This window comes from Morganella psychrotolerans, assembly GCF_001676055.1.
GTDB classification, from domain to species: Bacteria; Pseudomonadota; Gammaproteobacteria; order Enterobacterales; family Enterobacteriaceae; genus Morganella; species Morganella psychrotolerans_B.
Window position 1 is genome coordinate 172496 of the sequence record NZ_LZEX01000023.1, and the last position, 26658, is coordinate 199153.

22 protein-coding genes and 2 pseudogenes are annotated in these 26658 nt (G+C 46.9%); 12 read left to right on the plus strand and 12 right to left on the minus strand.

Annotated elements, in window-relative coordinates; genetic code table 11:
* Nucleotides 1-186: 186 nt before the first annotated feature.
* The 4 genes from AYY17_RS12745 to mtr all read left to right on the plus strand — a co-directional run bounded on the left by AYY17_RS12745 (nt 187) and on the right by mtr (nt 4692).
* The gene (locus AYY17_RS12745) at nt 187-1080 is read left to right on the plus strand and encodes a diaminopimelate dehydrogenase (protein WP_067424201.1); all 894 of its coding nucleotides are present in this window, start codon (nt 187-189) and stop codon (nt 1078-1080) included.
* A gap of 508 nt (nt 1081-1588) precedes the next feature.
* On the plus strand, nt 1589-1687 hold the full coding sequence (gene tnaC, locus AYY17_RS21745; RefSeq protein ID WP_074401133.1) for a tryptophanase leader peptide: 99 nt from the start codon (nt 1589-1591) through the stop codon (nt 1685-1687).
* A 142-nt stretch (nt 1688-1829) separates the two neighbouring features.
* Entirely contained in the window at nt 1830-3227 is a 1398-nt protein-coding gene (gene tnaA, locus AYY17_RS12750) for a tryptophanase (protein ID WP_067424203.1), read from the plus strand.
* A 220-nt stretch (nt 3228-3447) separates the two neighbouring features.
* Complete coding sequence (mtr, locus tag AYY17_RS12755; protein ID WP_067403728.1) at nt 3448-4692, plus strand: tryptophan permease; 1245 nt, start codon at nt 3448-3450, stop codon at nt 4690-4692.
* A gap of 54 nt (nt 4693-4746) precedes the next feature.
* On the opposite strand, the gene AYY17_RS12760 is transcribed toward mtr, so the two are convergent.
* Together AYY17_RS12760 and AYY17_RS12765 are read right to left on the minus strand one after the other, a co-directional pair.
* Nucleotides 4747-6858, minus strand: a complete 2112-nt coding sequence (locus AYY17_RS12760) for a peptidase domain-containing ABC transporter (protein ID WP_067424205.1) — start codon at nt 6856-6858, stop codon at nt 4747-4749.
* 286 nt (nt 6859-7144) lie between these two features.
* Nucleotides 7145-8410 (minus strand): annotated as a pseudogene (locus AYY17_RS12765) (HlyD family secretion protein); the annotation flags it as partial.
* A gap of 530 nt (nt 8411-8940) precedes the next feature.
* Between AYY17_RS12765 and AYY17_RS12770 the strand changes: the two are divergent.
* The 6 genes from AYY17_RS12770 (at nt 8941) to AYY17_RS12795 (ending at nt 12425) form a co-directional block, all read left to right on the plus strand.
* Entirely contained in the window at nt 8941-9234 is a 294-nt protein-coding gene (locus AYY17_RS12770; RefSeq protein WP_067424207.1) for a class IIb bacteriocin, lactobin A/cerein 7B family, read from the plus strand.
* 373 nt (nt 9235-9607) lie between these two features.
* Entirely contained in the window at nt 9608-9898 is a 291-nt protein-coding gene (locus AYY17_RS12775) for a class IIb bacteriocin, lactobin A/cerein 7B family (RefSeq protein WP_067424209.1), read from the plus strand.
* 550 nt (nt 9899-10448) lie between these two features.
* Nucleotides 10449-10748 carry a class IIb bacteriocin, lactobin A/cerein 7B family gene (locus tag AYY17_RS12780; protein WP_067424211.1) on the plus strand — a complete coding sequence of 100 codons (300 nt, stop codon included), beginning with the start codon at nt 10449-10451 and terminating at the stop codon, nt 10746-10748.
* A 141-nt stretch (nt 10749-10889) separates the two neighbouring features.
* Complete coding sequence (locus AYY17_RS12785; RefSeq protein WP_067424212.1) at nt 10890-11183, plus strand: class IIb bacteriocin, lactobin A/cerein 7B family; 294 nt, start codon at nt 10890-10892, stop codon at nt 11181-11183.
* A 334-nt stretch (nt 11184-11517) separates the two neighbouring features.
* Nucleotides 11518-11811, plus strand: coding sequence for a class IIb bacteriocin, lactobin A/cerein 7B family (locus tag AYY17_RS12790; protein WP_067424214.1), 294 nt, complete (start codon nt 11518-11520; stop codon nt 11809-11811).
* A 332-nt stretch (nt 11812-12143) separates the two neighbouring features.
* Nucleotides 12144-12425 carry a hypothetical protein gene (locus tag AYY17_RS12795; RefSeq protein WP_067424216.1) on the plus strand — a complete coding sequence of 94 codons (282 nt, stop codon included), beginning with the start codon at nt 12144-12146 and terminating at the stop codon, nt 12423-12425.
* 319 nt (nt 12426-12744) lie between these two features.
* Here the strand turns inward: AYY17_RS12795 and AYY17_RS12800 are convergent, their stop codons facing one another.
* Complete coding sequence (locus AYY17_RS12800) at nt 12745-13572, minus strand: phosphoenolpyruvate hydrolase family protein (RefSeq protein ID WP_067424217.1); 828 nt, start codon at nt 13570-13572, stop codon at nt 12745-12747.
* 11 nt (nt 13573-13583) lie between these two features.
* The gene (locus tag AYY17_RS12805; RefSeq protein ID WP_067424218.1) at nt 13584-14798 is read right to left on the minus strand and encodes a Tm-1-like ATP-binding domain-containing protein; all 1215 of its coding nucleotides are present in this window, start codon (nt 14796-14798) and stop codon (nt 13584-13586) included.
* A gap of 222 nt (nt 14799-15020) precedes the next feature.
* Here AYY17_RS12805 and AYY17_RS12810 point away from each other — a divergent pair, with 222 nt between their 5' ends.
* Nucleotides 15021-15671, plus strand: coding sequence for a TetR/AcrR family transcriptional regulator (locus AYY17_RS12810; RefSeq protein ID WP_067424219.1), 651 nt, complete (start codon nt 15021-15023; stop codon nt 15669-15671).
* Nucleotides 15672-15676: 5 nt separating this feature from the next.
* On the opposite strand, the gene AYY17_RS12815 is transcribed toward AYY17_RS12810, so the two are convergent.
* Nucleotides 15677-16156: a hypothetical protein gene (locus tag AYY17_RS12815; RefSeq protein WP_067424220.1), complete on the minus strand. Its 480-nt coding sequence runs from the start codon at nt 16154-16156 to the stop codon at nt 15677-15679.
* A 291-nt stretch (nt 16157-16447) separates the two neighbouring features.
* On the opposite strand from AYY17_RS12815, the gene AYY17_RS12820 reads away from it, so the two are divergent.
* Nucleotides 16448-18064, plus strand: a complete 1617-nt coding sequence (locus tag AYY17_RS12820) for an amidohydrolase family protein (protein ID WP_082981390.1) — start codon at nt 16448-16450, stop codon at nt 18062-18064.
* A gap of 64 nt (nt 18065-18128) precedes the next feature.
* Here the strand turns inward: AYY17_RS12820 and fbpC are convergent, their stop codons facing one another.
* The 7 genes and pseudogenes from fbpC to AYY17_RS12855 all read right to left on the minus strand — a co-directional run bounded on the left by fbpC (nt 18129) and on the right by AYY17_RS12855 (nt 26580).
* Entirely contained in the window at nt 18129-19178 is a 1050-nt protein-coding gene (gene fbpC, locus AYY17_RS12825; RefSeq protein WP_067424222.1) for a ferric ABC transporter ATP-binding protein, read from the minus strand.
* A 16-nt stretch (nt 19179-19194) separates the two neighbouring features.
* Nucleotides 19195-21273, minus strand: coding sequence for an ABC transporter permease (locus AYY17_RS12830; protein WP_067424224.1), 2079 nt, complete (start codon nt 21271-21273; stop codon nt 19195-19197).
* 180 nt (nt 21274-21453) lie between these two features.
* Entirely contained in the window at nt 21454-22485 is a 1032-nt protein-coding gene (locus tag AYY17_RS12835; RefSeq protein WP_067424226.1) for an ABC transporter substrate-binding protein, read from the minus strand.
* 16 nt (nt 22486-22501) lie between these two features.
* Nucleotides 22502-23805: pseudogene (uhpC, locus tag AYY17_RS12840) on the minus strand (MFS transporter family glucose-6-phosphate receptor UhpC).
* Between the two features lie 84 nt (nt 23806-23889).
* Nucleotides 23890-25437 carry an MASE1 domain-containing sensor histidine kinase gene (locus AYY17_RS12845; protein ID WP_067424228.1) on the minus strand — a complete coding sequence of 516 codons (1548 nt, stop codon included), beginning with the start codon at nt 25435-25437 and terminating at the stop codon, nt 23890-23892.
* Between the two features lie 3 nt (nt 25438-25440).
* The gene (locus AYY17_RS12850) at nt 25441-26070 is read right to left on the minus strand and encodes a response regulator transcription factor (protein ID WP_067403773.1); all 630 of its coding nucleotides are present in this window, start codon (nt 26068-26070) and stop codon (nt 25441-25443) included.
* 165 nt (nt 26071-26235) lie between these two features.
* Complete coding sequence (locus tag AYY17_RS12855; protein ID WP_067403776.1) at nt 26236-26580, minus strand: YacC family pilotin-like protein; 345 nt, start codon at nt 26578-26580, stop codon at nt 26236-26238.
* Nucleotides 26581-26658: the final 78 nt, after the last annotated feature.

The following is a 26658-nucleotide window of genomic DNA, read 5'->3' on the forward strand; positions in this document are numbered from 1 at the left end:
AGATGCAGGCAGGCGGCAAAGGAAGATAGACGGGGAGCATACATCAGTATGTGACCTGGCTATCTGAGTGCGGCCAACGAACCTGCAATTTGAATGAATAAGGGTATATTTAAGAAATCAGTATTTCCTTTCATATATAAGTGTGATTTGCTGGAGTTAATAATCAATAATGACAGAGAGAGCCCCGTGAAAAAAATACGTGCAGCCGTCGTCGGTTACGGCAATATTGGTCAGTATGCGATTGAGGCTCTGGAAGCCGCTGATGATTTTGAGATAGCCGGTGTTGTCCGTCGCAATCCGTCGGTTGATGATGCGCAGATTGCGTATCCGGTTGTGGCGGATATCCGTGAACTCGGATTGGTGGATGTGGCGCTGCTGTGCTCACCGACCCGTGCTATCCGTACAGTTGCCGCTGAAATATTAGCACTGGGCATTAATACGGTTGATAGTTTTGATGTCCACAGTGAAATTGTGTCACTGAAACAATTTCTTGATCCGATTGCCTGTGCCGGAAAGAGCACGGCGATTATCTCCGCCGGATGGGATCCCGGGTCTGATTCGATTGTCCGTACACTGATGCAGGCGATGGCACCCAAAGGGCTGACTTACACCAATTTCGGACCGGGTATGAGTATGGGACACAGTGTGGCGGCTAAAGCCATCCCTGGTGTAAAAGATGCGCTCTCCATGACCATTCCTATGGGCACAGGTGTTCACCGCCGTATGGTGTATGTTGAGTTATCAGAAGGTTATGATATAGATACTGTGACTGCACAACTCAAAGCCGACAGCTATTTCTCTTCTGATGAAACGCACGTCCGTCAGGTTGACAGCGTCGATGCACTGAAAGATGTCGGACACGGTGTGTCGATGATCCACAAAGGTGTATCCGGAAAAACACATAATCAGTTATTTGAATACACAATGCGTATTAATAACCCGGCATTAACATCTCAGTTTATGGTGTCTGCTGCGCGCGCTGCGTGCCGTCAGCAGCCGGGGGCTTACAGTGTGATTGAAATTCCGCCGGTCAATTTTCTGCCCGGTGATGTGAACAGCTGGATCCATAAACTGGTGTAACTATACTCGTCATACTTCGGGATGCCTGGGTGTTGACTGCGCTCAGCTTGACGGGTCACATAGTTTACCTATGCTCCCCGGCAATCTGAGCTTGTCGCCTACATGCATCCGGAATTATTTAGAGTATCTGTCGATGTTAGAGAGTAAAAATAAAAAAAAAGTGGTGAAAGCCACTTTTTTTATTGTTCCCGAAACAGCTAATTAACTTAACTGTTATATATGCAGTGTTATCTGGTCTTCTTTCTTTCTAAGATATAAAAAAACTCAATAAGATGAGGGGCGATTAATGAAACCGCACCATTCATGTAAAAGTGTTAAATACAGGACAAAAATGCAAAGATGCAATAACATCCGCAATTGATTAAATTTATTAATGGCATTGGTTTCAATTGGAAATAATGTCATTTATTTAATCATTTTATATATTAATTATGAGACATTCATCATAGACAAAAGGATTATTCAATGTAATTTTGTACATTACTTATCCACTGCAGGGGGCTTGTGTATGAATTTCTTATCCATTCAAAGTCGTCTTACTGATGCCTGTCATGCACAGGCGTGGTTTAATATTGACCATCGTATCTCCAATTTCTTTCCGAACTAATTCTCCCTCCGCGTATTTTCTTAAAATAAATAATTAAAAAACACACGAATAAATACCGTGGCTGTTTCTGTATCTCCTGTATTTTATTTTTAATAAAACGGGAGGCAGAATAATAAACAGCTGCCTGACGGAGAATTAAATAATGAAACGTATTCCTGAACCGTTCCGTATTAAAATGGTAGAAAATATCCGCATGACCACCCGTAATGAGCGCGAAGTTGCGCTGAAGGAAGCCGGATATAACCCGTTTTTATTACCCGGGGATGTGGTTTTTATCGATCTGCTGACAGACTCAGGTACCGGTGCAATGAGTGATCGCCAGTGGGCGGGCCTGATGATGGGAGACGAGGCGTATGCCGGTTCCCGTAACTATTATCATCTGTGTGATCAGGTGAAAAAGCTGATTGGCTATCCGTTTACCATTCCGACACACCAGGGACGCGGCGCGGAGCAGATCTTGTTCCCGTCACTGATAGCCCGCCGCCGTAAAACCGGAGCGGATAAACCGGTCTTTATCTCAAATTTCCATTTTGATACAACGGCCGCTCACGTTGAGCTGAACGGCGCAAAAGCAATTAATGTCGTCACACCGAAAGCCTTTGATACTACAACATATTATGACTGGAAAGGGGATTTTGACTTAGATCTTCTCAATGCTGCAATTGCAGAACACGGCGCAAAAAATGTAGCCGCTATTATTACCACCGTGACCTGCAACAGCTCCGGCGGACAGCCGGTGTCGATGGCTAATATGAAAGCGGTGTACGACATCGCGAAGAAACATGATATCCCGGTGGTGATCGATTCTGCCCGTTTCTGTGAAAACGCCTGGTTCATTAAACAGCGCGAAAAAGGGTATGCAGATAAAACCGTCAAAGAAATCGTCAAAGAGATGTACAAATACGGAGATATGCTGACAATGTCGGCGAAAAAAGATTCTCTCGTTAATATCGGCGGGCTGTGCTGTTTCCGTGATGATGAAGACCTGTTTAATGAAGTGCGTATCCGTTGTGTGCCGATGGAAGGTTTTGTGACATACGGCGGTCTGGCAGGACGTGATATGGAAGCGCTGGCAATCGGGCTGGAAGAGGGGATGGATGAAGATTATCTCCGCTACCGCATTTCGCAGGTTGAATATCTGGGAGAGCGCCTGCGCGAAGCCGGTATTCCGATCCAGTTCCCGGTCGGCGGGCACGCGGTATTTGTCGATGCGAAAAAAATGCTGCCGCATATTCCGGGCGATCAGTTCCCGGCGCATGCCCTGAATAATGCGCTGTACCTGGAGTCAGGCATACGCGGCGTGGAAATCGGCTCTCTGTTGTTAGGCCGTGATCCGGAAACCGGTATTCAGAAACCATCTCCGATGGAGCTGCTGCGCCTGACTATCCCGCGTCGTGTGTATACCAACGACCACATGGACTATATCGCAGATGCATTTATCCGCCTGATGGATAACGCATCAGCGATCAAAGGGCTGACATTTACTTATGAACCACCGGTTCTGCGCCACTTTGTCGCCCGCCTGAAACCTGTCATGTAGCTCTGTTATATACCCAACGTCATTCAAGATGCAGGCAGGCGGCAAAGGAAGATAGACGGGGAGCATAGATAAACTATGTGACTCGGCTATCTGAGAGCAGCCAACGAACCTGCAGTTTGAATGAATAAGGGTATGTAAACCTGTCGTCTTACAGGAGGATGTTGCGGCATCCTCCTGAATTCAAAAATAATCATAATGTTAAGCCACCAGAGGTACTCTTATGGCTACTGTTCCTGCGTCTTCTGTTTCGCCGTCGGTATTCGGCGGGGCAATGATTATCGGCGGAACTATCATCGGAGCGGGAATGTTTTCCCTGCCGGTGGTAATGTCCGGCGCATGGTTTTTCTGGTCGGTTGTGGCGCTGGTTTTTACCTGGTTTTGTATGCTGCATTCAGGGTTAATGATTTTAGAAGCAAATCTTAATTACCGGGTCGGTTCAAGTTTTGACACGATCACCCGTGATCTTCTGGGAAATGGCTGGAATATTATTAACGGAATAACGATTGCCTTTGTTCTCTATATTCTGACCTATGCCTATATTTCAGCCAGCGGATCTATTTTGGGGCATACCTTCGCTCAGATGGGGATTAATTTGCCCGGGCGGATGGGCGGGTTTTTATTTGCGCTGGTGGTAGCGTTTATTGTCTGGCTGAGTACAAAAGCAGTCAGCCGGATGACGACCATTGTTCTGGGAGCGAAAATTCTGACCTTTTTTATGACATTCGGCGGTCTGCTGTGGAATGTCAAACCTGCCGTATTACTGAATGTCGCCCAGCCGGATGCTTCTTATCTGCCTTATGTTCTGTTTACGCTGCCGTTTTGTCTGGCGTCCTTTGGTTTCCACGGCAATGTGCCGAGTCTGATGAAATATTACGGCAAAGATCCGGGTAAGATCCGCCGTTGCCTGACTATCGGTACACTGATGGCACTGGTGCTGTATATCATCTGGATGCTCGGTACAATGGGAAATATTCCGCGTCCGGATTTTATTCCGATTGCGGAAAAAGGCGGAAATATTGATGTTCTTGTGCAGGCACTCAGTGGCGTGTTGCACAGCCGGGGACTGGAGCTTCTGCTGATTGTGTTCTCAAACTTTGCTGTTGCCAGTTCGTTTCTCGGGGTGACATTAGGACTGTTTGATTATCTCGCGGACTTGTTTAAATTTGACGACAGCAAATCCGGGCGGCTGAAAACAGCCGGGGTAACCTTTATTCCGCCAATGCTGGGCGGACTGATTTACCCGGATGGTTTTATTTATGCTATTGGTTTTGCCGGTCTTGCGGCGACAGTCTGGGCAGCTATTGTGCCTGCATTACTTGCCCGTGAATCACGTAAACGTTTCGGCAGTCCGCAGTTCCGGGTCTGGGGCGGAGAGGCGATGATTTGGCTTATTCTGAGCTTCGGGGTACTTAACGCGGTAGTTCATATATTGTCGGGTTTTAATCTGCTGCCGGTATACAGATAGAAAATCCCGCCGTCCTTCATAAGACGGCGGGACTTCACTCATTCATTTATTCACTCACTCAGCAGGCGGGCTCAGATTAATGACCCGGTCTGCTGATTCAATAGTCGACTCGCGGTGAGCAATAATCAGGCGGGTTATCGGTAACTGACGGATAGCCTGATTAACATAGGATTCACTGTCTTTATCCAGCGCACTCGTCGCTTCATCCATAAACAGAATACGCGGTTTGCGGTACAGAGCACGGGCGATAAATACCCGCTGCTTTTGCCCGCCGGACAGACCTTCGCCCAGCTCACCTATCAGCGTTTCATAACCCATCGGCATCTGCGTGATAACATCATGAATAAAGGCGGCCTGGGCGCAGGCGACCATCAGCGGTTCATCCGGGTTTTCGGTAAAGCCGCAGATATTTTCACGAATGGAGCCGGAGAACAGTTTGTCATCCTGCATAACGCAGGCGATCATTTTGTGATAGTTATTCACACCGAGCTGTCGGATATCAATATTATCAAGAAATACCTTGCCCTCTGTCGGTTCAAACAGACCGCACAGCACTTTCATCAGCGTTGTTTTACCGGAACCGGATGCGCCGATAATCGCCACACTCTCTCCGGGCTTTATCGAGATATTAATATTGTGGAAAATCGGTGGTGACTGGCTGTCGTAGCTGTAAGCCAGATCTTTGGTTTCCAGTCCGGCGGCTTTCATCTGCGGCTCATACGGGATATCCGGTTTTTTATTTTCCGGTTCATTCAGGGCGATATCTGAAATACGCTCGTTGTGCAGGCTCATCATCCGCAATTGCAACAGGAATTCAATGACGGATGCGGCCCTGTCAGAGAATTGCTCACGGTAGGCGCCGAATGCCACAAACATCCCGATAGTCATCTCGTTGTCAATGACCAGGCTGGCCCCAATCCACAGAATAGCTATTTGGTCGCATGCCATAATAAAGGTATTGACCCCGCCGAACAGCAGGTTCATTTTTGTCAGCCGGATACCGGTATTGATGGAATCTACTTTCAGATTCAGCCAGTGATTACCCCGGCGCTCACTCATTCCCTGGGTTTTCACTGTGGTGATGCCGTACAGAGACTCCATAAAATAGGAACCGGCGCGCGCTTCTTTGATCAGGGATTCTTCTGAGAGCTGGCGGTAATAGCCATAGGTTGCCAGACGCAATGCAATATATGCCGTGGTAAATGCCAGTACAATCCAGGTCAGATGTCCGCCGTAGAGGATCATCATGATAAATACACCGATCAGCATGATGCCGTCCATGATCGCCCCGACCACACTGGTGGTAAAGGTTGATCGCAGGGCATCAAGGGAGGCAAAACGGGACTGGATATCCCCGAGCTTTCTTCGCTCAAAATAGCCGAGCGGCAAACGCAGCATGTGGGTGAACAGCCCGGATTGCCACTGAACATTAATCAGTGTCTCCATTATCAGAGTGGCCCAGGCCCGGCACATACTGACGGCGGCGCGCAGCAGAATAAAGAAGAGCAGGCCGATGGCTATCAATGACAACAGCCCTTTATCACCGGCGGGTATTGCATGGTCCATTACCAACTGAGTACCTATCGGCATAATCAGTCCGATGGCTTCAATTACCACAGAGAATGCAAAGATTTTCAGCAGGGCTTTTTTCAGCCCGTGAATATTCCCGATAAGCTTACGCAGGCTTAGTTTTTTAACTACTTCCTGCTTAGTAAAGGTACTGCCGGGCCAGGCTTCCAGCGCAACCCCGGTAAAGTTACGGGACATTTCTTCCATCCCGACCACACGGCGGCCGTATGCCGGGTCGTGCAGGACAAAACGATTTCCTTTTATTTTTACCAGCACCAGGAAGTGATTGAAATCCCAGTGTAAAATACACGGCAAACGCAGGTTCGGCAGATCTTCCATGTCCAGCGACAGTGCACGGGTTGTCATGCCCAGCTCTGAGGCAATACCCGTCAGCCCGGCCAGTGTTGCACCACGGGCGGACAGGTTAAACTGCTGTCGCAGAGAGATAAGGTCGATACTCTTACCGTAATGCGCGGAAATCATTGCCAGACTGGCAAGCCCGCACTCAGAAGATTCCGTCTGGTGAATAACCGGAATGCGCTGACGAATATTGATGTCGAGCTTTTCAATGATGCCTTTGATTGACAAACGGCTCATGAAGCCTCCCGGTCAACAGGCAGGCCGGAGATTAGTGTCCGTTGTGTCATGTTTTATCTGCTCCCTTTCCGTGGGCTGACGATGATGGTGGTGTACCGAAGGCTCCCAGTGACGGTTTGCCGGTTTCCGGTGGTGAACCCGCGTTACTTTCCGGTACGGTGTCCTGATATACATGTTCAGGATTAACCGGTTCCGGCAGGTTGAGTGCGGGTTGCACCGCTGACAGGCTGGTTAATTTCTGTGTTTCCTGAACCACGCCGGACAGCGGGTTTTCGTTGGCAAACTCAACCGGACCGGAAGCACTTTGTTTCATGTCGTAGAACGGTGATACCATCCACTGATAAATCTTCCGCTTTTCCAGGAAGAGGGAAGTGTTGGCTTTCATCCCGTTTTGCAGACTTAGTTCGCGGCCGTCATAAGCAATCATCTGCTTTTCCGGGCGCACAATGACTTTATAGTAAGGTATTGATTGTACTTGGTTACTTTTTGGTGCACCCGCGTAAGTCATCATCTCCTGCGGGGATGCCGGTGTTTTGGAGATAACCTCAATAACCGCAGCGAACTGACCAAATTTCTCAGCCGGAAACGCTTCGTAGCGGATATTGACGGCATCGCCGATATTCAGATACGGCAGTGCATCATTGGGAACCCAGAGCACCAGCCAGTATTGGGTAATATTCTCAGGAAGAATTTGCAGCAGCGTATCACCCGGGTTGACCATCTGCCCGACAGTCACCCCCAGTGAGTCAACGCGTCCGTCTGTCAGGGCGCGGACAATAATTTCACCGCCGACATCAGTATTAACTAACTCTTTTTGTAACTCGTAGCGCTGTAATTCCATCTGATAAATCCGGTTATCAAATTCAGCTGCCTGAGTGTAGATCTGGCTTTCCAGTGAGGTTATCTGCAGTGCATTCTGTTCATTCTGTCCGCTGAGGCCTAACAAACTGTTTTGCTGGGAATAATAAGTCACAACCTGATTAAGTAACTGATCTTTATTAATCAGCCCTTTTTCCTGGTAACCACGATAATTTTCCATATTCTGTTTCATTATCGAAATCCCTTCTTCGGCACGTTTAACAATGCCGGTCGAACGCCGGAATGCATCGACATAAAGGCTTTTTTGTTTCTCCAGGGCATCCTGTGTTGCACGTTTATTATCTTCCAGACGGGCGATAATTGTATCTATACGCTGTAACTGGTTTTCAATCTCACGGCGCTGGTTCTCATTTACAACCCCGCTGGAGGTTGCTTTACTGACATCGATGACATAAACCGGCTCGCCTTTTTTAATATGCTGGCCTTCACGGACATATTGTTTTGTGACAAAGCCCTGAACATTCGCGTAGATAGTAACAGCACGCGGGTAAGTGGTAACTTCTCCGGTCGCAACCACCTGACGGGTGTAGGATCCGAAAATAATAAATAGAAGAAAAATGAATAAAAATGCTGAGCAAGCAGCTGTAATTATCCATAGCGGAATACCGGGTAAAAGCATCGCTTTTCCCCGCCATTTCATTTTTCTGTTATCGAGAGCTTCCTGCCGGAACAATATGGACTCCAATCCTTAATCAGGAGGTGAGTAAATAAAATTACTGAAGTGTTCAATCCCTTTGAAGTGATTATTTTAATCATCAGGAATATTTTATCGTATCCGAAAATATACGTATTTACAGAAAAGGAACAGAGTAACGGCATAAATAATTAGTATTATCAGAATTATCGCATCCTGATAAATAAGAATTTTTACCTTTCATTTTCATTGTTGCGTATGTTCTGTACGATATTTTTTCATATGGTAATAGTTTTAACAGGCTTGGATAGAGTTTATTTGTTTGTGTGGATTTTTTCAAATAAAAGAATGATGAACGTGATTTTTTCAGATTAAGTATAAAATATTAATTAAGATTATTATTAATTTTAAAAAAGAATACATAACGAGGCTTTTTCTTGAAAAGCAAGGGTGTATACTCATCATCCATTACAGCGATTATATTAACGTGCTGTAATGTATGCCAGCCCCGAAATAATGGGAAACTGGTCAGGGATAATATTTCCGAACGGAAAATAAGGGAATGAAAAATGAAAGAATTAACTGCTCAACAAGTTAATGAAGTAAATGGCGGTCTGTTAGGTCTGGGTCTGGTATTCGGTGGCATTGGTGCTGCAATGGGTACTGCTATCGGTGGGATCGTTGATGCAGGCTGTAAAGCAGGCGGTTATACCACTAACTTTAAACAATCTGGTGCAATGTTAGGTGGTGGTATCGGTGCTGCTGTAGGCCTGAGCCCAATCTTAGCAACAGCAGGTATCGGTTTTGGTGTGACCAGCATTGTTGGTAATGCAAAAAGCATCAAAGCACAGAAAGGCTTGTAATTTATAATATATTATCCCGCTGATTCGGTGTAACACTATTATCCTGAATAAAGCGGGTAATAATATTATTGTGTTATTAAAAAACCGCTTCTCTCCGGAGCGGTTTTTTGTTTTTTAATATGGTTTTCAATCATATTTTATTCATGCGATACGTATTTATCTTTAAAAGATAAATGAGAATATAGTCATTTTATTTACCTTGCTTGCTATTAATGAGCTATTCGTGCGAAATATATCCTGATTTATGATGATTTTTTTATTTTATGTATAATGGCGACTTTCTGAAGTGAAATTAGTTTTTTTATTTCTTCAGGTAAATACTCTTTCTGTTTTATTACGGATATCTCTCTGCTAAATATGATAAGGAAATACAATGAAAGAATTAAACATAAATGAAGTTAGTCATGTTTCCGGTGGCCTGATTTTAGGTGCAGCAATCGGTAGCGTAGGTGCAGTTATGGGTACAGCGATCGGCGGGATTGTTGATGCAGGTTGTGCTGCTGGTGGTTATAAAACTAACTTTAAAGCATCTGGTGCAATGTTAGGTGGTGGTATTGGTGCTGCGGTTGGTTTAAGCCCGACTTTAGCAACCGCTGGTATTGGCCAGGGTGTTGTCAGCATCGTAAATAATGCGAACAGCATTAAAGCACAGAAACGCTGGTAGCCGTTGCATAAGTAATATTACCGTTGTCAGAAATAATCAGAATTAAGATCTGGTTTATCTGATTACTGGTATTTACTTTGTTATAATAAAGATCTGATATTAAGTTTTTTAATTTAATCAGATCTTTTTTTATATCTGTTATTTATACTGATATTTTAATCGATGAGAATCCTCCTATTATTTCCACTCATATTTTGTTTTTTTAATAAAATAAACGTACTTGTTTTTATTTAAGGGTTTTCCACTTGATTATTTTTGGTTTTATTTGTTTTCTTTTTAATTCATGTTGTTGTGGTGCTTGTCTTTCTTTTGTGTATCAATAAGGTTAATTTTTTACTCACTATATTTTATTGTCTTATGTTAACTATATATTAGTTCATGTTAATTTTAATATTAAGGTGATTTGTTTTAACTTATTTTATGACTATACTCAGAACAGCTGAAGAAAAGTATATCTCTCAGTTTGTATTATAGAGTGTGGCGCTTATTAGTTAACAGTGACCCACAGTCAAAGGATTTGATTTACGTATATTTGTATAAGGAGATCACGATGAAAGAATTAACTAAAAGCGAACTTAATGAAGTCAATGGCGGCCTGTTAGGTCTTGGTCTGGTATTTGGTGGTATTGGTGCTGCACTGGGTACAGCTATCGGCGGGATCGTTGATGCAGGTACAGCAGCTGGTGGTTATAAAACCAACTTCAAACAGTCCGGTGCCTTATTAGGTGGTGGTATTGGTGCTGCGGTTGGTTTAAGCCCAATTTTGGCAACCACAGGCATTGGCATGGGTGTTGTCAGTATTGTTGAAAATGCTAAAAGCATTCGTGGCCAGAAAAAAGGCTTTATTTAATTCAGTGATATAAGCATTGATAGTTTCACTTGTTCAGTAAATAAATTTTTTTTCTTTCGGTTTTGTATCATGAGTGGGTGGTAATAGTATTTACCATGGTAAAAAACCTTATTTCTGTATGGTAAGCATAAGGAAATCACTATGAAAGAATTATCACAACGTGAAATTAATGAAGTCAATGGCGGCCTGTTAGGTCTTGGCCTGGTATTTGGCGGTATTGGCGCAGCACTGGGTACAGCTATCGGCGGGATCGTTGATGCAGGTGCGGCTGCAGGTGGTTATAAAACTAACTTCAAACAATCCGGTGCCTTATTAGGTGGTGGTATTGGTGCTGCGGTTGGTTTAAGTCCGCTTCTGGCAACTGCTGGTATTGGTATGGGTGTTGTCAGTATCGTTGAAAACGCCAAAATTATTCGCGGTCAGAAAGTACCTTAATAATTAACGTAAAGCTTAATATCTTTATTTTTTAGTAAGCTATCAGATAAATACTATTCTGTGTTTAATCTGAATGTTTAATTATGGTTTTATATTAAAACCCGGTGTCCTATTATAGGTCTCCGGGTTTTTTAGTATTGTGATTAATTTTCCACAATTATAATTACGCTATTTTTAAAATAATCATTAAGATTTGTTTATTTATGTTATGTTATGCGTATAATGACCCTGTTCCTGAATGGAATGATAGAGTCTCTCTTATTTTGGTAAAACAACAAAAACAATTTTTAATATAAAGATGTGTTGTTGTTATGTAATTTTATAAGGAAATAAAATGAAAGTATTATCTTCAAATGAAGTTAACAATGTATCTGGTGGTCTGATCCTGGGCAGTATCTTTGGTGCTGTTGGTTCTGCAATGGGTTCTGCTATTGGCGGGATCGTTGATGCTGGTTGTGCATCAGGTGGCTATAAAACTAACTTCAAAGAGTCTGGTGCTCAGTTAGGTCACGGTATTGGTGCAATTGTTGGTTTAAGCCCAATCATGGCAACTAAAGGTATCGGCGCAGGCGTTACCGGTATTGTAAATAATGCACGCAGCATCAGAGCCCAGAAAAAAGGGTTCTGATTTAATTATTCTTTCTCATTACACTAAATGTTTTTAAATAAATATTATTGTATTGACTTAGTATAATTTTGGGGAAAGCCTGAATGAATATAATATATTCTTCGGGCTTTTTTAATTCCGGAATAATGTGTTTATTATAACGTAATAAAATAGTCGCAATTTAAAATTAATATTTAATAATTATCTGTGTTTATTTTTCTATGATCTTCTTTTTTTGATTTTAGTAATGTGTATAATATTTTCATTACAATGCAGGATATATTGTAATAAGCATATTACCATGTTAATTGGTGGTATAAATAGTAAGTGTTTTAGTATATAGGGAAATAAAAATGAAAGTATTAGCACAAACAGAATTAAATGATGTAAGTGGTGGTTTGATTCTTCTTTCTGCACTGACTTCATCTTATGGTGCTTCTATGGGTCAGGCTATCGGTTCAATTGTTGACGTGTCTTATAAAGTTGCCGGTAAAAATACCAACTTTGCACTTGCTGGTGCAACATTAGGCTCTGGTATCGGTGCTGCGGTTGGTTTAAGCCCGGTTAAAGCCATTGCAGGTATTGGTCAGGGCGTTAACCTGATCATTGATAACGCACGTATCCTGAAAGCATAAAAATCCATTTATGGCTGGTGTTATTCTTATAATATTATCTGATTAGTATTATACCCTTATTCATTCAAACTGCAGGTGTGTTGGCTGCGGTCAACCAGCTGGGTCACATACTGATGTATGCTCCCCGTCTGTTTTCCCTTGCCGCCTTCCTGCACCCTGAATGACGTTGGGTATATATAATTAAGATCTGACTTTAATAAGTCAGATCTTTTTATCGTTTGATTTGTGCTGAAAAAACGCAGATAAAAAATGCCTGCAACAGATATTGCAGGCACCCGGTGTCGGCTTTTGCCTGTGAAGACAGGCATAATGGTGATAACTATCTTTTTATATTTTTAAAGGCTTCGGTTGTCGCTTTCAGTGCTGTTTCTGCCGGTAAACGCTCCATAGAGCTGGCTCCGTAAAAACCGTGGCACTCAGGACAGTGTTCTAAAATATATTGCGCATCTTCCGGCGTGGCGATAGGCCCGCCGTGGCACAGGATAATCACATCCGGACGGATAGCTTTCGCCGCTTTCGTCCAGTCATTAATCATGTCAATGCAATCATCCAGGGTCGTTGCTGTTTCGGCACCAATATTGCCGCCGGTCGTCAGACCCATGTGCGGAACCAGAATATCGGCTCCCGCCTGTGTCATGGCAATGGCATCTTCACGGCTGAAAATATACGGTGTGGTAAGAAGCCCTTTCTCATGTGCTTTACGGATCATATCGACTTCAAGCGCATAGCCCATACCGGTTTCTTCCAGATTGGCACGGAATTTCCCGTCAATCAGCCCGACCGTCGGGAAGTTTTGTACCCCGGAAAATCCGGTTGCTTTGATCTCATCAAGAAATTTGTCAAACTGACAGAAGGGATCTGTTCCGTTAACCCCGGCTAAAACAGGGGTGTGTTTTACCACCGGAAGGACTTCTTTCGCCATATCCATCACGATTTCATTCGCATTGCCGTAAGCCAGCAGACCTGCCAGCGAACCACGCCCGGCCATACGGTAACGTCCTGAATTATAAATTACGATAAGATCGATACCACCGGCTTCTTCGCATTTTGCAGACAACCCTGTACCGGCACCGCCACCGATAATCGGCTCGCCGCGTGCGATCATATCATTGAATTTTTTAAGTAGTGCGTCACGGGAAAGTGGCATGCTGTGTCTCCTTATTTCGCCCGTAGTATCTGGTGTTGGTTAATGACAAATCGGGTAAATTCCGGGTCATTAATATGATACGGGCATTTGAGTAAAATACGTTTTTCTGTTTGTTTATAATGAGTTTCAAAAGCATCAATAAAAGCGTGGTCAGCTTCTGGTGACCAGAACGGTGCACCTTCGGCATCCAGTGCGGAAAAGCCACCTTCAGGAATGATAAAAATAACATCACCATTACAGCGGTTGAGTTTTTCTGCTATCCAGCGTCCCATTTCTGCATTTTCTGCCGGTGTGGTCCGCATCAGTGTGACCTGGGCATTATGATGATAAAACTGCCGGTCTGCGTACTTCTCCGGTACGGTAGACGGGCGGGAGAAATTCACCATATCAAGCGCGCCGCAGGAGCCGATATACGGCGTTTCTGAACGGGCAATGGCACCAAAACGGTCTTCATCACAGGCAAGAACGCCGCCGAAAAGGTAATCACACACCTCTGTCGTGGTCAGATCCAGGATACTGTCGAATAATTTATCGTCCGCCAGTTTTTCCATCGCCTTGCCGCCGCTGCCGGTGGCGTGAAAGACCAGACAATCATAATCTGTATCCAGTTCTTTACTGAGTTGCTGAATACAGGGTGTGGTGACACCAAACATTGTCAGTGCAATGGCAGGTTTATCAGTTACCTGCTCTTCCTGATTAAAGTAAACCGCCCCGGCAATTTGATTTGCCGCGTTACGGAGAACTTTACGTGAAATTCGGTTCAGGCCGGAGACATCAGTGACAGAGTAAAGCATGGCAATATCGCTTGCGCCGATATAGCCGGAAATATCACCGGATGCCATGGTGGAAACCATGAGTTTGGGAATGCCGATTGGCAGGGATTGCATTGCTGGTGTAATCAGTGCCGTTCCGCCGGATCCGCCTAAACCGAGAAGTGCTGCTATATCATGTTGTTTTGCAATAAAGCATTCAAATGCGACAGCCATCGCCGCAATAGCCTGACCGCGATCGCCGCAAAACACAGCATTTTCACCCTCAGGGTGGCATGCCGCAACATCGCGGGCGCAAACATCGGCTTCCCGTGCTAACTGACCGGGTTTGGTGGTTAAATCTACCGTCCGTACAGTTAAGCCGGTGCGCTGAATTAACCCGCTGATGTAAAAAATTTCATCACTTTTCGTATCAAGCGTTGTGGCGATATAGATAGCGCCTTTATTGTTAGTCATTGTTAACCTCAAAGGTATACCTGATGTCTGATAACGCATGATAACCAAAGTGAGACGACAGTATCATTTTGTTTGGCTGATTTTGAGACATTAGTCTCAATTTGTCTATCTTTAAATCATATTTATAATAAAAAATGGTCACAATGGTGTTGCAGGCGGGGATGTTGTGTAAGATAGCGACGCAAAAACTTACAGAAAGCATGTTTAAAGGATAAATCAGTTATGGCCTGTACTGATGATGGAGTGCCTTATTCCGGCACCCGGAGAAGGACATTTAATTTACTTATTAACACGGCACTGACTCTTTTTGAGCAGGGCGCGATTCCGTCAGTATCTGAACTGGCAGCCGATGCCGGTGTTTCCCGTGCAACGGCATACCGTTATTTTCCGACACAAAGTGATCTGATTTCTGCCACCGTCAATGCCAGCCTGGGCCCGATTCTGACCTGGCGTTCGGACAGCCCGGAGACACACACCCGCATGGAGCAGTTGCTTGCATTTGCGTATCCGCAAATGTTTAAACATGAAGGGGCATTACGTGCCGCGCTGTATGTGTCGTTACAGCAGTGGGCACAGGATCGCTCAGCATCTGCCAAATCGCAGGTTAATGATGAGAAAAAACTGATCAGAGGGCACCGTAAAGCGATTCTGGCAAATGTGGTGGAGCCGCTGAAAAGTCAGGTGGATAACGACACGCTGGATAAAGTTATCCGTGCATTTTCATTGGTTTATGGCTCAGAAGTTTTTCTGGTGATGAAAGATATCTGGAAGATGGATGATAGCGGGGTCATCGATATTACACAATGGATGGCAAAAGCGATTATCAACCAGGCACTGTCCGACAGCCGGGCGGATCAGGATCAGCAGCCGTAACCTGATTATTCTCTGACCTTAAAGCGCAGGGAATAGACCGGATCAGAAGTGCCGCACATGGTGCGGTAGGACGTACCTTTTATATTTACCCGAACGTTTCCGCGCTCCGGCGGTGTACCCTGCAGGCGGGCGGCGATCAACGGGCGTTCTTCCGCTTTCATCACACGCGTCTGCCATTCTTCTTCTGTGATAAGCGGTATCCATTCACCGGCGTTATTTTTTGATAAAAGCGTGACTATCATCCATTCCGGCTTACCGGTGACATCAAAGGGGATCATCCCGGAGTGAGGGGCAACCTCAATGATTTGATCATAAGGCTGAGCCACTGTTGCATCCGGAACCGGAATTTTTGTTACAGACTCCGAAGGCGTGAACAGAGTCATACTGCCGCACATTGCACCATAAAATACTCCACAGCCGCTCAGCAGCCCGCACAGTGCAAGAATACCTGTTTTCCTGATTAATCCGTTAACTACCGCCGACATCCTGTTTCTTACCCCGGTTAGATCTGTGAAAAACACAACCCGCAGTGTATACCCTTATCCATTCAAACTACAGGTTCGTTGGCTTCGCTCAGCCAGCCTGTAATCTGAATGACGTTGGGTATAACGAAATTACGCAGGAAAAACTGTGTGCCGTATCCGGCTGCACATAAAATCACACAATATGTACTGGAGAATACGAATTACTCTTGTTAGACTTTCATTCTGTACTGGTGGGTACAAACCCACCTGTGCGTTGATAACTAACAGTGCGATAAGCGGAGTAATAACGAAATGACAGATAAAGCGCAGGATCCCTCAAGACGATCTTTTCTGAAAAATGCCGGGATAGGAACAATGGGCCTGGCGGCCGGGGCTATCGGCAGCCACTCAGCGTTAGCCGGCGGTAACCCGGTATTGACAGGCGCGGATGATAAAAATAAAACCTATATTAAAACGGATAAACGTAACAAGCTGATTTATAACGGCTATCTCATCACAATGGATGAAGAGTTCGGGGATATTGAAGACGGCGCAGTGCTGGTTGACGGCGACAAAATTATTGATGTGGGTCCGGTATCTAAATTTGCCAATGTGGATGCGGAACTGATTGATGCTGATGGCGGTATTATTCTTCCGGGGATTATCGACAGTCACCGCCACACCTGGATGTCTCTGCTGCGCGGGATTTCGGCAGACATGTCACTGGCGGGTTTTCTTGGCTCCACGTTTTATGGCATCGGCTCGGTAATGGAAGCAGAAGACATCCGCATGGCGGCATTAGTCGGCTCAGTGGAAGCACTGAATGCCGGTGTGACAACTATTCTCGACTGCTGTGACTGTGTGAATTCACCTGATCACGCACCGGCGGCAATTGAATCCCTGCGTGCATCCGGGATCCGCAGCATCTACGCCTATGGTATGCAGGCGTATGATTTTAAAGGACCAAACCGTTTCCGCAGCCATCAGCAACGCCTGGATGTGATGAAACAAATGCATCAGCAATATTATGGCTCCGGCAATAAAACCCTGAACCAGATGGGTGTCCTGCTGAGTGATTTCGGGACGCTTCCGTTTGCAGATACAGCGAAAGAGATCGAGCTGGCAAATGAATTGGGTATTTTTGTGGCATCTCACACCGGGGCGGCAGAAAAATCAATCCTGCTCAAAGGCCTGCATGAACTGAAACATAATAACCTGCTGAAACCGGGACATTTACATATCCATTGTACTTCGCTGGACAACAGCGAGTGGGATATTCTGAAAGAAACCGGCGGTAAAGTGTCTATCGCACCGGAAACTGAAATGCAGATGGGGATGGGGCGTCCGCCGTTCCGTGCCAGTATCGATCATGGTTTTAAACCGGGTCTGAGCAGTGACATCGTGTGTGTCGGTTCCGGTGACCTTTTCTCTCAGATGCGTCTGGGGCTGCAGTTCCAGCGCTGCATGGACAGTGAAGCGGAAGCAAACCGTACCGGAAAAACCACCACTAAGATTGGTTTAGGTGTGCGCGATGCACTGACCTGGGCAACACACGGCAGTGCGGAAGCGATGGGGATGGAGAAAGAAATCGGCTCAATTACCAAAGGTAAAAAAGCGGATATCGTGATTGTTTCTCAGAAAGAAGCCTTTGTACCATCAAGCTATCCGGCGGGCTCTGTTGTATTACAGACCACGGCATCCGGGGTGGATACGGTGATTGTGAACGGTGATGTGAAAAAACGCTTTGGTAAACTGACCCAACAGAATACGGATAAAATCCGTTCTGATGCGACAGAAGCACTGAAACGTATTCAGCATGCCGCGAAAAAACTGCCGAAACAAACCGCAGAAGAAGTGGCTAAATTCTTTGACGCGGCACAGGATCAGGCACGTGAGAATTTCTCAGCGGGTTACAGTTATAAAAAATAAGTAAACGTGAGCAGTGGCTAAAAAAAACCGCACCATTTTGGTGCGGTTTTAATATTAATGTAATTTATTGTTTTTCTTCAAGAATAAACATACCGTACGGATGAATTTGCAGGAACAAACTCTCTCCCGCAGACGGCTGTAATTGAGTGGCATTGATTTGCAGCAGCATTGATTGCCCGTGCCAGTCTACAGTCACTTCATACTGCGGCCCCATATAAGCAACATGCGTGACTGTACAGCGCTGGCTTTCATCACCCTGTAAACTCAGGGTAATCGCTTCAGGGCGAACCCCTACAGTGACACTGCTTTTCTCTGTGACAAACTGCGGCGGACGCGGCAGGCGGTAATTGAAAATCTCCACAGCATCATGACTTAATGTGGCCGGGAAGATATTGGCATCCCCCATAAAGCTTGCCATAAATTTTGATGCCGGCTGGCGGTACAGCTCCTGCGGTGAACCGAGCTGCATAATCTTCCCTTTATTCATTACCAGCACCATATCGGAAACGGCAAACGCTTCGCTCTGGTCGTGGGTGACATAAAGAGAGGTGATATTAAATTGCTGCTGTAATTCACGGATTTTTTCCCGCATGCTGCGGCGCAGGTTGGCATCCAGGTTACTCAGCGGCTCATCAAATAACAGCACTTTCGGTTTGAGGATCAATGCACGCGCCAGTGCGACACGCTGCTGCTGTCCGCCGGAGATCTGATCAACAAAGCGATCGCCGAACCCGGCGAGATCGACCATCTCCAGAGCTTCTTCCACGCGCTCTTTGATCTCTGCTTTCGGACGCCCGAGCATTTTCAGCCCGTAACCGACGTTGTCCCCGAGAGACATGTGCGGGAACAGGGCATAAGACTGGAACACCATACAGATATCACGCTGCTGGATGGAACGGTCAGTTACATCCTCGCCATCAATAAACATCTTCCCTTCAGTCGGTTTTTCCAGACCGGCAACCAGGCGCAGTACCGTGGTTTTACCGCAGCCGGACGGGCCGAGCAGTGTGACCATGCTGCCTTGCGGAATGGAAAGACTTAAATCGTCGATGACCGTGTTGGTGCCAAAGCGTTTAGTCACATTTTTTAATTCAACAAAACTACGTTGTGTCATGTCGGTTACTCCGTGATTACTGTGCATTTTTGGCTTTGGAACGTGAAACACGGGCTTCGCCAATCAAAAAGTCGAACAGGAAGATAATCGCCAGCATCACGACGATAAGAATTGAACCATACGCAATCGCCACGCCGTATTCGCCGTCTTCCACCCGGTTGAGGATGTACGCGGTTGCCACGCGGGTGTCCGGTGTGACGAGGAACACGATGGCGCTGACCGTGGTTATCGCACGGACAAAGCTGTAGATAAGTGCTGAGAGAATCGCCGGGCGCAACAGCGGCAGCAGGATGTGGAAAATTGTCCGCATTGATCCCGCGCGCAGGCTGAGTGAGGCTTCATCCAGCGATTTATCTATCTGTCCCAGACCGGCAATACCGGCACGGATCCCGACCGGAACGTTACGCATGGTCATGGAGATAATGACGATAGCGGCAGTACCGGTGATATAAAACGGTGAATCATTAAAGGCGAGAATGTAAGAAACCCCTGCGACTGTGCCCGGTACAGCAAAGCAGAGCATGGTGGTGAATTCGATGGTTTTCTTACCCCGGAACTCCTGGCGTACAACAATGTAAGCTATCAGCAGACCAAGAACCGCCGTGATTGGTGCAGCGATACCAGCGTAGAGCAGGGTATCGAGCAGTGAAGGCCACGCGCCGTCATTCATGCCCTGACCAAACAGTTTGACAAAGTTATCCAGGGTTAAGGTGTAATCCACGCCCCAGTTTACAGTGAAGCTACCGTAGAAAATGCTGCCGTACAGTACCAGGTTGAAGACCACCCAGATTGCCAGGAAAATAGTCACAAAGGTAACCAGTGCCACCGGTAATGGCTGTACATCACCACGGTAGGATTTTCCGGAAACCGTGACGTAAGAGCGCTTGCCAATCCACATATACTGCACACAGAAGATAAGCAGGGAGAAGACCAGCAGGGATGCACCCAGGGTACTTGCTGCCTGATAATCGAGCTGGGAGCCGGTGATATAGAAATAGATCTGTGTGGCGAGCACATCAAAGTTACCGCCGAGAACCAGCGGGTTACTGAAGTCTGCCAGTGATTGCACAATAACAATCAGGAACGCATTCGCCAGCGCCGGTTTCAGCAGTGGCATAAAGACGTTGAAAAACGTCTGAAAACGGTTGGCGCGCAGGGTATAAGAGGCTTCTTCCAGCGACGGGTGAATCGTTTTGATAGCGCCGTCGAGGATCATAAAGGACATCGGTGTAAACGCGAGCACTTGTGCCAGCCAGATACCGGTGAAACCATACAGCCAGTTGGTGTTTTCAAGCCCGGCGTAAGTCGCCAGAAATTCGGTTACATACCCGGAGCGTCCCATCATCAGTGTCACACCCAGCCCGACAATAAACGGCGGGGTAACAATCGGCAGGATAGAGAAAATACGGCCGATAATGGCAGAACGTTTGGCGATTCGGGTGGTATAAATAGCCAGGATCAGCCCGAAGAAAGTACATCCCGCACCCACGGCGAGGGAGAGAATTACAGAGTTCCAGATAACCTGCACAATATGGGACTGCGTCAGGATCGCGACAAACGCGAAAGGCGCGAAATCCCCGTTATTGTCCGTGAACATCGGGATGAAAATCGCGACACTCGGGAAGACAATAAATACGGCAATCAGCCCGACAACGGCAATCAGTGATCCGATAACAAACTGATCGCCACCCAGCCATTCCAGGCGTTTGAGGGCGAGGGTCATTATCATGCCGAGTGAAATAAACAGCACAATGGCAGAGTAACCCAGTCCTTTGCCTTCCCATATTGCGCTGAGAATAGTCACAACCAGGGTCAGTGCCGCAATGGCAATATCGGTGTAGTGCCGGCTCCGCTGGTTACGGGACGCCGGTGTCAGCGGACGGAAAAACAGCACTGACGGCAGCAGATACCAGAGCCAGCTGATGTTAAGTCCGTTCCAGCCGTAAGCGGCTAAAATTTCATCTTGTGTGGAGTCGGTTAAACCATAATCCAGGCTCCATGACGGCAGCAGGGCAAAACCCAGCCACGCGATCAGTAACCATAAGAAGATGGTATCCCGTCCCTGTTTTGAAGACAGAGTCAGGGTCTGAGACATAGAAATCTCCCTTGCCCGCTCTCATTCAGTTTGCAGATGCATTGGCTTCATTCACAAACGGAATCACTTACAGGTGTAAGCTCATCGGTTTGTTTCATTTGCCGACCGAATGAATCAGAGCAATATAATTATTATTTAATTTAATAACGCCGTGCGGCGATCACCGCACGGCGGACAACATTACTTACTCATTTTGACGTCAGTGACCCATTTGTTGATCAGATCTTTACGGATTTCGGCATCGCCGTATTTATCCATATCGTAATTGATCAGTTTCAGGTCAGCGAGTTTCAGTGACATAGGTGAGGATTCAGCCGTGGTGTTGGTCAGGATCTGGTAAGATTTACCTTCTTTCCAGCTGATTTCCTGTGCTTCTTTGGAGAGCACGAAATCGGTGAACAGTTTGGCGTTATCCATGTTGCGGGCATTTTTCAGGATACTGATCCCGCCGATTTCATAACCGGTTCCTTCACATGGCGCGATTAATTCCAGCGGTGCACCGTTTTCGACTTCCAGAGAATAGTCATGCAGGAAGCCGATACCAATGGCTGATTCACCACGGGCGGCGTTACGCGCCGGGGCAATACCGGATTTGGTGTACTGGGAGATATTACCGTTGAGTTTTTTCAGGTAATCAAAGGCTTGTGCATTGCCCCATAACTGATCAAAGGTTGCCAGTGCGGTGTATGCCGTACCGGAGCTTTGCGGATCCGCAATCTGAATTTCGCCTTTGTATTCCGGCTTGGTCAGATCTTTCCAGCAGGTCGGGATCGGCAGACCTTTTTCTTTCAGACGATCTTTATTCACACCGAAGCCCAGGATCCCGACATAAACGGCGGAAGAGTAGTTGCCTTTGCGTTTGGCCGGATCACGGAACTGCGGCATGATCTGGTCTAAATTCGGGGATTTGTAAGGCTCCAGCAGATCCATTTCACCCGCCTGTGAATGCGGATCTAATGTACCGCCGTACCAGACGTCGGCCTGCGGGTTACGTTTTTCAGCTTCGATTTTTGCCAGCGTACTGCCGGAACCGTTGCGGACAAACGTGGTTTTGACATCATATTTTTTGGCGAATGCCTGGGTTTCGGCTTCGCACATCGCATTGGTTGCGCTGCAATAAACAACCAGACGACCGGCGGCATTAGCTGAGGTGGTAACAGCCGCCAGTGATAAACCGGCAGCAACAAGAGCAGAGAGGGTGTTAAGTTTCATTATCAGTTCATTCCTTTTATAGGGTTCTGTCATCGGAGAGTGAAACAGAGCCTGCCAGATGCTCGCGTTTGCTGACATTCGCAATCAGAAGAGGCATCAGCAGTAATCCCGTCAGCGCCGCAGCACTGGTCAGCAGGGTAAACATTCCCTGCCAGCCGTAATGTGCCATGACCTGAGCGAGTGGCCACCCCGCCATTGCCGCCCCTAAATAGGCGTACAGACCGAGGTAGCCCGTTACCGTGCCGGCGGCTTTTTTATGGCAATATTCTGTCGCCGCCAGCCCGATTAACATTTGCGGCCCGAATACAAAGAAGCCGATACTAAAGAAACATACTGCCAGCAGTCCGTAGTGATGGATTGGCATTAGCCATAAAGCGCTGACAGCAACAAACAAACCTAAGGAAAACAGCAGGATCATCGGTGCCCGCTGACCGCGGAACAAAATATCTGACCCCCATCCCGCACAGACCGCACCCAGTAATCCGCCTAATTCAAAGAGTGACAATATGGCATTGGCACTCAGCAGATTTGCACCGTGTGTTTCAGATAACCAGAGGTTCCCCAGTCGTTTATCGCCATACGGATGAGATAAACGAGAATGTAGGAAAAACCGAGTAACCAGATCATCCGGTTACATAAAATCGTCTCTTTCAGAATAGTCAGCATCGGCTGCGGCGGCGATAACTGCTCCTGGCGCAGCTCTGACGGGTCATGCCGCCATTGTCCGACACTCGGCAGCCCCTCTTCCTGCGGCGTGCCGTGTAACCGGGTACTGAGCCACAGACCGGTCACCATGCCGATAATCCCCGGCACAATCAGTGCCATCTGCCAGCTGTACTGTGTTGCCAGCCAGGCGGTCAGCAGCGGCAGGGTAATGCCGCCGAGGTTGATGGAGATATTCCATAATCCCCACCAGAAACCGCGCTCGTTGCGCGAATACCAGTGTGTCAGGATGCGGGCGCACGGCGGCCAGCCCCATCCCTGAAAAAAACCGTTCAGTGTCCAGACGATCAGCAAAGCAGGAAATGACAGGCACCAGGCGAATACGATATTGAGCACGCCGGTCATAAACAGCCCTGCACCCATAAACCAGCGGTAGCCTGTAATGTCGTGAAAAATTCCGGACAAAAACTTTGAGATGCCGTAGCTGAGGTAAAACGCAGTGGCTATCCAGCCGATATCGCTTTTATCCAGAAATAACTCAGCCTGCATAACCGGCATGACAAAATTGAAACTTTTGCGGGTCAGATAAAACGTGGCGTAACCGATAATCATCGATAACATCAGTTTGTTGCGCCAAAAATGATACGTTTTATCCATAGATGCTCCCGCTCAGGATGAGAAATGTAATCAATCTGTCAATGAAAAGGATGAGATAAGGTAGTAGGTGACTAGGAATTAGTCTTAGTTTTCATGATTTTCATCAGAAAATGTGGGCAGGTTAACAATAATCCGGGTACCGCCGCTGGTGGTCAGCGTCCAGTCGCCACCGAGCGCCTGCACCCGTTCTTCAATGCCGCGCAGGCCAAAGCCGCCGCTGCGTTTGTTATCAGGTATTCCGATGCCGTTATCACTCACATGAAGCTGTATCGTGTCACGGGTCTGTTTCAGTGAGATCAGAATATGCGTTGCCCCGGCGTGCTTGCTGATATTATTTAACAATTCCTGAACAAGCCGGTAGAGCGTAAACAGAACGGTCTCGTTTTCCGGTGCCTGTTTCAGCTCATAATGAAAATCACATTGAATGGCATTTTCCCCGAAAGCAAACTCCGCAATCAGGTGGCGCAGGGCATCTTCCAGTGACATTTCATTCAGTACCGGCGGGCGCAGTTCACGCAGTAACTGGCGGGTGGAGTGATGGATCTTCTGCGCCAGCTCGTTTATCTGTGCGGCGGCCTGACAACTGCGCGGATCAGGCGCTGTCTTTTTGACCAGCATGGATTGGATCTGAATCGCCGTAATGTTCTGCCCGATTTCATCGTGAAGCTCGCGGGCAATGGCTTTTTTGACATCTTCTTCCGTATGCACCAGTTTCTGCATCAGATCACGTCGCGCCTGCAGTTCCTGCTCCAGCCGTTCGCGGTAGCGCTGTAAATTGCGCGATAACTGCTGCTGGCGGCTGATGGCAATTCCTAATCCGATACCAATCAGCGCCTGGGTACTCATAAACATCTGTAATTCCTGAAGATCAGCAAATGCGCCGTTAAACTGCCGCGCAAAGGTGATGATCAGGCTGCCGAGCAGGGCGGATAACACGCCACCCTGCCAGCCATAGCGGTAGGCCATAAAGACATTCGGGATAAACACCAGCAGCACCAGAAGACGCTCAATCTCCGGGGTGAAAAACAGTTGTGCGCTGAGCCCCGCCAGACAGAAAAGAAAACACCACATCAGCAGTGATGTGCGCAGTTGCGGATCTGGTGAGCCATAATCTAGGATCAGGCGGAAATGCTGCTCATGGAGATATTCATAAATCAGATACACGAAAGGTGTCAGCAAAATACCGCCGGTAAAGCTGGTAAGAAATACCTGGCTGACACTCAGAGGAGTAAGCAGGGCGAACAGGACAGTATGCAGAATACTGTTGATCCCGACACCGGCAAGCAGCAGTAACAGCCGCTGCCAGTACAGTGTGTAGCGCCACCAGATAGCCTGTACGGCAAAGGCGGTAAGCAGGCTCAGCAACGGGGAGAGCAGAACAGCGGTGTGCGGCATCAGCTGTTCCTGCGATAACCAGATACTCAGCAATAATTCAGACAGCAATAATACCGGCCAGAAGCGACGCCACAGCAGGATCATCAGTGCCAGGCGTAATCCCTGCGGCAGAAATAAGGTGGACAGCATACTGTCCGGGCTGAGATAAAAACTGATGATCCAAAGCCCTATCCAGGTCAGTGAATAGGTAAACAGCAGAAACACAGATTGTAACAGCAGACGCGCACTGCGGCTCATGGGCTATTGTCCCGCGATCAGATGATGCGCCAGGGCAAAATGAACCAGATCAATGGTGTTGTCACAGTGCAGTTTTCCCAGCACGTTGGCGCGGTGAACATGCACGGTTTTGTGGCTGAGTGTCAATTTATCCGCAATGGCTTTCACACTCATTCCGCCGACCAGCAGGTCAAAAACTTCACGCTCACGCGGCGTCAGGTCATTCAGTGCCCGGTTTTCCGGCGGCGATTGGCGCAGGGCGCGCATTGCATCCGCACACAGATAACAGCCGCCCTGATGCACGGAACGTACCGCCTGAACCAGCTCTTCCGGACCGCAGCGTTTGGTCAGATAGGCCGCCGCACCTGCATCCAGTGCACTCTGCACAAAAGCCGGCGTATCATAAATACTCAGAATGATGGTGCGGAAAGCCGCATTGTGCTCACGCAGGCGGGTCAGCAACTGTAACCCGTTTTCATCGGGCATGGAGATATCCATGATAGCCACATCAATATTCAGGCGGGTCAGTTCCGGCCATGCTTCTTTGGCACTGGCATATTGTCCGGCAATTGTGATATCCGGTTCCAGGGTCAGGAGTTGGGCAAAACCTGACCGTACGACTACATGGTCATCGATGAGCGCTATTTTTATCATGTCCGGACAGCGTGTTATCAGTCAGAGAGGGGGAAATTGAGTAAAGGTTATATCAATATAGTGAATGATAATCGAGGGGATTCACGCAGAAATCAGCTATCCGGCGTTTTTTTTACAGCTTAACCGATTCGGTTGCGGGCAATTTACCGGCAACCGACAGGCTGATTATTTTACGTAAGCAAGCAGTGAGAGTGAATCACGGGCAAGAGCGGTACATTTATAGTTTTCTGAGAGCTTGATCTCTTTGATGTCGAGATAATTCTCTTTATTCAATTTTGCCATCTCTTTGATGTTGTAATTGCTCATATCCCAGCGGTTACTTTGTGCAAATAATAAAATGGCTTTTTCGATCCTGGAATTCTGCAGATCCTGATAGCCACAATCATTTTTCAGATAGATAAAAACAGCGGTCAGCCCGGCAAGATCTTCAGCCTGTGACGGCGTCAGTGCTTTCGCAGGAAGGGAAAGCAACATAGCAAAGCTGATTAAAAGACTAAGTAATATTTTCATAAAGGTAGTGTACCGGTGACGCCTGTCAGTTTATGTGAAGATTTTAATAGTTTTGTCGTGAATTTAATAGCCTGACTA

Coding starts and splice junctions, on each gene's coding strand:
- fbpC (WP_067424222.1), bottom strand. CDS start 19,178: ATGACACAACGTAGTTTTGTTGAATTAAAAAATGTGACTAAACGCTTT.
- AYY17_RS12770 (WP_067424207.1), top strand. CDS start 8,941: ATGAAAGAATTAACTGCTCAACAAGTTAATGAAGTAAATGGCGGTCTG.
- AYY17_RS12820 (WP_082981390.1), top strand. CDS start 16,448: ATGACAGATAAAGCGCAGGATCCCTCAAGACGATCTTTTCTGAAAAAT.
- AYY17_RS12790 (WP_067424214.1), top strand. CDS start 11,518: ATGAAAGTATTATCTTCAAATGAAGTTAACAATGTATCTGGTGGTCTG.
- mtr (WP_067403728.1), top strand. CDS start 3,448: ATGGCTACTGTTCCTGCGTCTTCTGTTTCGCCGTCGGTATTCGGCGGG.
- tnaC (WP_074401133.1), top strand. CDS start 1,589: ATGAATTTCTTATCCATTCAAAGTCGTCTTACTGATGCCTGTCATGCA.
- AYY17_RS12855 (WP_067403776.1), bottom strand. CDS start 26,580: ATGAAAATATTACTTAGTCTTTTAATCAGCTTTGCTATGTTGCTTTCC.
- AYY17_RS12830 (WP_067424224.1), bottom strand. CDS start 21,273: ATGTCTCAGACCCTGACTCTGTCTTCAAAACAGGGACGGGATACCATC.
- AYY17_RS12835 (WP_067424226.1), bottom strand. CDS start 22,485: ATGAAACTTAACACCCTCTCTGCTCTTGTTGCTGCCGGTTTATCACTG.
- AYY17_RS12795 (WP_067424216.1), top strand. CDS start 12,144: ATGAAAGTATTAGCACAAACAGAATTAAATGATGTAAGTGGTGGTTTG.
- AYY17_RS12805 (WP_067424218.1), bottom strand. CDS start 14,798: ATGACTAACAATAAAGGCGCTATCTATATCGCCACAACGCTTGATACG.
- AYY17_RS12775 (WP_067424209.1), top strand. CDS start 9,608: ATGAAAGAATTAAACATAAATGAAGTTAGTCATGTTTCCGGTGGCCTG.
- AYY17_RS12810 (WP_067424219.1), top strand. CDS start 15,021: ATGGCCTGTACTGATGATGGAGTGCCTTATTCCGGCACCCGGAGAAGG.
- AYY17_RS12785 (WP_067424212.1), top strand. CDS start 10,890: ATGAAAGAATTATCACAACGTGAAATTAATGAAGTCAATGGCGGCCTG.
- AYY17_RS12780 (WP_067424211.1), top strand. CDS start 10,449: ATGAAAGAATTAACTAAAAGCGAACTTAATGAAGTCAATGGCGGCCTG.
- tnaA (WP_067424203.1), top strand. CDS start 1,830: ATGAAACGTATTCCTGAACCGTTCCGTATTAAAATGGTAGAAAATATC.
- AYY17_RS12800 (WP_067424217.1), bottom strand. CDS start 13,572: ATGCCACTTTCCCGTGACGCACTACTTAAAAAATTCAATGATATGATC.
- AYY17_RS12850 (WP_067403773.1), bottom strand. CDS start 26,070: ATGATAAAAATAGCGCTCATCGATGACCATGTAGTCGTACGGTCAGGT.
- AYY17_RS12760 (WP_067424205.1), bottom strand. CDS start 6,858: ATGAGCCGTTTGTCAATCAAAGGCATCATTGAAAAGCTCGACATCAAT.
- AYY17_RS12845 (WP_067424228.1), bottom strand. CDS start 25,437: ATGAGCCGCAGTGCGCGTCTGCTGTTACAATCTGTGTTTCTGCTGTTT.
- AYY17_RS12815 (WP_067424220.1), bottom strand. CDS start 16,156: ATGTCGGCGGTAGTTAACGGATTAATCAGGAAAACAGGTATTCTTGCA.